The sequence below is a fragment of the Dysgonomonas sp. GY75 genome (assembly GCF_015234155.1).
Taxonomy (GTDB): Bacteria; Bacteroidota; Bacteroidia; order Bacteroidales; family Dysgonomonadaceae; genus Dysgonomonas; species Dysgonomonas gadei.
The window spans coordinates 1-3606 of sequence record NZ_JADCLQ010000034.1 but is presented as its reverse complement, the minus strand read 5'-3'; the positions used below and the strand labels follow the sequence as shown (position 1 = coordinate 3606).

At 51.1% G+C, this 3606-nt stretch carries 4 protein-coding genes; all 4 read left to right on the top strand.

The window, feature by feature from the left end; translation table 11 throughout:
* A partial coding sequence (locus tag IR083_RS12465) for a hypothetical protein (protein ID WP_194224556.1) occupies positions 1-502 on the top strand: 502 nt, incomplete at its 5' end.
* 470 nt (positions 503-972) lie between these two features.
* Entirely contained in the window at positions 973-1335 is a 363-nt protein-coding gene (locus IR083_RS12460; protein ID WP_194224555.1) for a hypothetical protein, read from the top strand.
* Positions 1332-3017: a hypothetical protein gene (locus IR083_RS12455; protein WP_194224554.1), complete on the top strand. Its 1686-nt coding sequence runs from the start codon at positions 1332-1334 to the stop codon at positions 3015-3017. Before IR083_RS12460 ends, IR083_RS12455 begins: the two co-directional genes overlap by 4 nt.
* Positions 3018-3394: 377 nt before the next feature.
* The coding region (locus IR083_RS24485) for a hypothetical protein (protein WP_206759862.1) at positions 3395-3606 on the top strand (212 nt) is incomplete at its 3' end.

The window sequence follows — 3606 nt, the reverse complement described above, 5'->3', positions numbered from 1 at the left end:
CGGTTTATCCCTGCGCACATACGTGAACAATACTACCCAAGCTTTCCAAACTTGGACATTAACTACAAGACGCACATTATTATTCCTGATGGCCGCCTTGCCGTCATCTCCTTTATCTCCCTTCTGCGGGGATGGCCGGAGCCGGATTCACCGCCGGGCCGGAGGGGAGTGGACGGCAGGACGGACATTGACGTGCCGCGGGGAAGCTGCCGGGTGTATAAAAAATAAATATATACAATACTTTATATGTGATTTCCTTAAAAATAGAACGATCTGTTCCAACCTACCCGGTTGGAGAGGTGATGCAGTTGGTGACCGCGATTCGGCCTGTCCTACAATATTTGTCTTCGATCGCCTTACGGCCGCTTGCGAAAGACGCTTTAGGGCCTTGTCTTATTGTCTATTATCTTCGGCTTTATCGTTGTCGCCGGCTGCTTTTACTTTCAACAACAGTAAATCATATAAAGTTTCAAAACATACAAACAGGGCGATGAAATGTTAGTAAAAGACGGATTGGAATTAAATACAAAATTTGCAGGCCGGCAGAAAACAATAGTGTCTTTTGTAAGAAGTATTAGGTTTGTGAGGATAGATCAGTTTTCTGTCTTGAATAGGGTTGCCAGACGCTTTCGAGAAGCCGGGCGGCCCTATTTCTATATTCTAACATCTTTTACGAATATTCGATATATAAAAATTCAACATATAAAAAATAGAATACAAATACAACAATATACCAGGCTTCCAACCAATCGGCATGAACTGTACAAGACTACGCATTTTTTTTTAGATTATGATTGCACGCATTGTTTGTGGGAGGCCGGAAGTTCAGGATGGTTATTTTTTACTCCATACGACTCACGGGTCTGGGCCAGCACCTGAACTTTCCCGGGGGTTGGCGGCTTACAGAATTCGTCAACCCCTTTTTTTTATTAAGGCTTTTTTTATATTAACATTAAACAACAAATAGGACAAATGAAACGAAACGAATTTAAGATGTCAGTGATAATAGCCTGCGCGTTGCTATTGTGCAGCGCCGGGTATGGCCAGGTGACCACCGGCTCAGATCAGGCGCCGCCAAAAAGCAAAACGGCGGTCACCACAGTAGCCCTGTTGGCGCTCAACAGCCTGCAACCGCTCGTCACAGCCGATGAAGATATCACAGCCGATGTGCGTACTTCTTACAAGGGTACCAGAGTGAACAATACTACCGTGGCAAACGGACTGACAGCCCGTGAATATATCTGGGGCGGTACCGTTTGGAAAACACCGGAAGAATATGAAAACTCCCGGAAACAGGATAAAAAATTACCAACCCATAAACCAATAGAACAATGAGACCAACCTTAATAAAACAAATAGTGATAACCGCCGTTGTCCTTTTATTGAGCACAGCCGGCTATAGCCAGGTGACCATCGGTTCGGGTATTGAACCTGCCAAAGGGGCCCTGCTTGATCTGAAGAGCAACAATGCCGCCCTTCCGGGCGGGGCCACTACCGGCACCGGTGGCGGAGGCCTTCTCCTGCCGCGGGTACAGTTGGTAGACCCCACCAGCCTGGAGCCTTTTATATCCCTTGCCGAACAGGCCTCGGACGTGCGTATCAAGTCTGATCATAAAGGGCTTGTCGTTTATAATATAACAAACAACTCGCTATTTACGCCGGGGCAATATATCTGGTCGGGCAACACCTGGCTTCCGGCCGGCGGCGGTGGTGGCGGTACCGGCGGTATCACCGCGATCAACGGGTTGCAGAAGGATGTGTATATGCCGGATCAGATCACCCTGGGCGGCGATCTGCAATGGAATACCCAGCTCACACAGGCAGGCAATGACTTCACCTTTCAGGGAGCCGAAAACCAAAACAATGTCATGATACAGCCCAGGCTGCGTATCCAGTCGGGAAGTCCGGCCGATGGCAAAGTGCTAACCTCGGATCCGGTTGGAAACACCACCTGGGAATCCGCTCCGCTGAAAGGTGTTGTAGCCGGCCATGGCCTGGCTACAGAGGGGGCCGGAACTAAAACCAGCCCGCTGATGGTAAAATTGATCGACGCAAACACTGACGGTCAGTTTCTGAAATGGAATAATACAACCGGGCAATGGGAACTGGCTCCCGGTTATACGGGCACTGCCCCTATCACTGTATCCGCTACCAACGCGATCAGCCTGAACGAGCAGGGAGTTACGCGCTTCTACATTGAAGATAATGCCGTGAACAGCGCAAAAATAGAGGATAACACAGTTACCAGTCTTGATATACTGGACGGAACCATCACCGGTACGGATATCGCAAATACAACCATTACCCAGGCCAAACTGGTAGGCGGAAACGCCGGGCAGGTACTGACCGCCACCGGCGCCACCACCGCTCCTAACTGGCAGGCCTTGCCGGCTAACAACGATAATGTAGTAGGTAACGAGGTACTCAATGCTACGGCTGGCGGAGGGCTGGTCCGCGCGGGAGCCGGAACGGCTTCGGACTGGTATACGCTTGGTATAGCATCCCAGGGCGTGCAAACCTGGATGCTGGGCGATAGTCAGGTAACTAGCGCAAAGATACAGGATGGGACAGTAGCCCTGGCTGACTTGGCCGATAACTCCGTGAATTCGAGTAAGATCGTGGACGGATCGATAGCTACCGCGGATATCGGCGCCAACCAGGTAACGCCCTCTAAAATTAGCCGGGGCCCTGCAGGGCATGTACTGACAGGGCAGGGCGCAGCGGCTGACGCGTCGTGGCAGCCGCTCGCCGGGTCTGGGGTTACAGACCAGACTATAAGCGCCGGCTCCAGCGCGATAGCCGTCTGCCTGTTGGGCTCTGGCGGTACAGACTTTATAATCAACGGATCCGGCATTATAACCACCTCATCAGGTGCTCTATACGCTCCGATAGGCGCTTCAGGCGGTGTTTACAACGGCGCGGTTAGCTTACCCAGCATACCTAACCCTAACGTTATAATAATACACGCGAAAACAACTACGGTTATCAGTAGTAACTGGTTTGTCGCCCCGTGGTAACTCGTCCAGCGCGTTGCTGACCGAAGCCACGCTCCAGCCAGTGCGGCGCGCTGCTGGCCGCCCAAGGTGGGGTCGCTCCACCCGACCCCTCTTTACCGGGTCGAGCCATTGACGCTTCCATATCTATAACTTCCATTTATACAATAAGTTATAGATATCCGGTTTGCGGCTCGTAACCGCCAATCCCGGGGCTTCAGTGGCTTCTCTACGGGTTAAGCCACAGAAGCTGTATTTTTTAGTCCAGGGCGGCCTAGTTTTAGTGTATGATTTTGTCCCGCGGGAATCCCCCGCGGGATATTTAACTGCTCCACCGCGGAAAGGGGCCAAACCCAAAACTTACGAACAAAAAACAATACATATAAAACGACACGATTACTATGCTACTCACACGCATAAAAAAGTTGCTAGGTATTGAAAAGGAGATCCTGCTGTCCGTACCCGATACCTATCCCACCTGGCATAGCCGTTACGGCGAGGACACACATTTTGCCAGTAAGATCAAGGGCGTCCTGCAACCGGGTAAAATCCATGCCCTCAAGAGCGGCGTGTCCTTTTGGGAAGGCGCCTGCCGTAAGCTGGCCACCGGCAA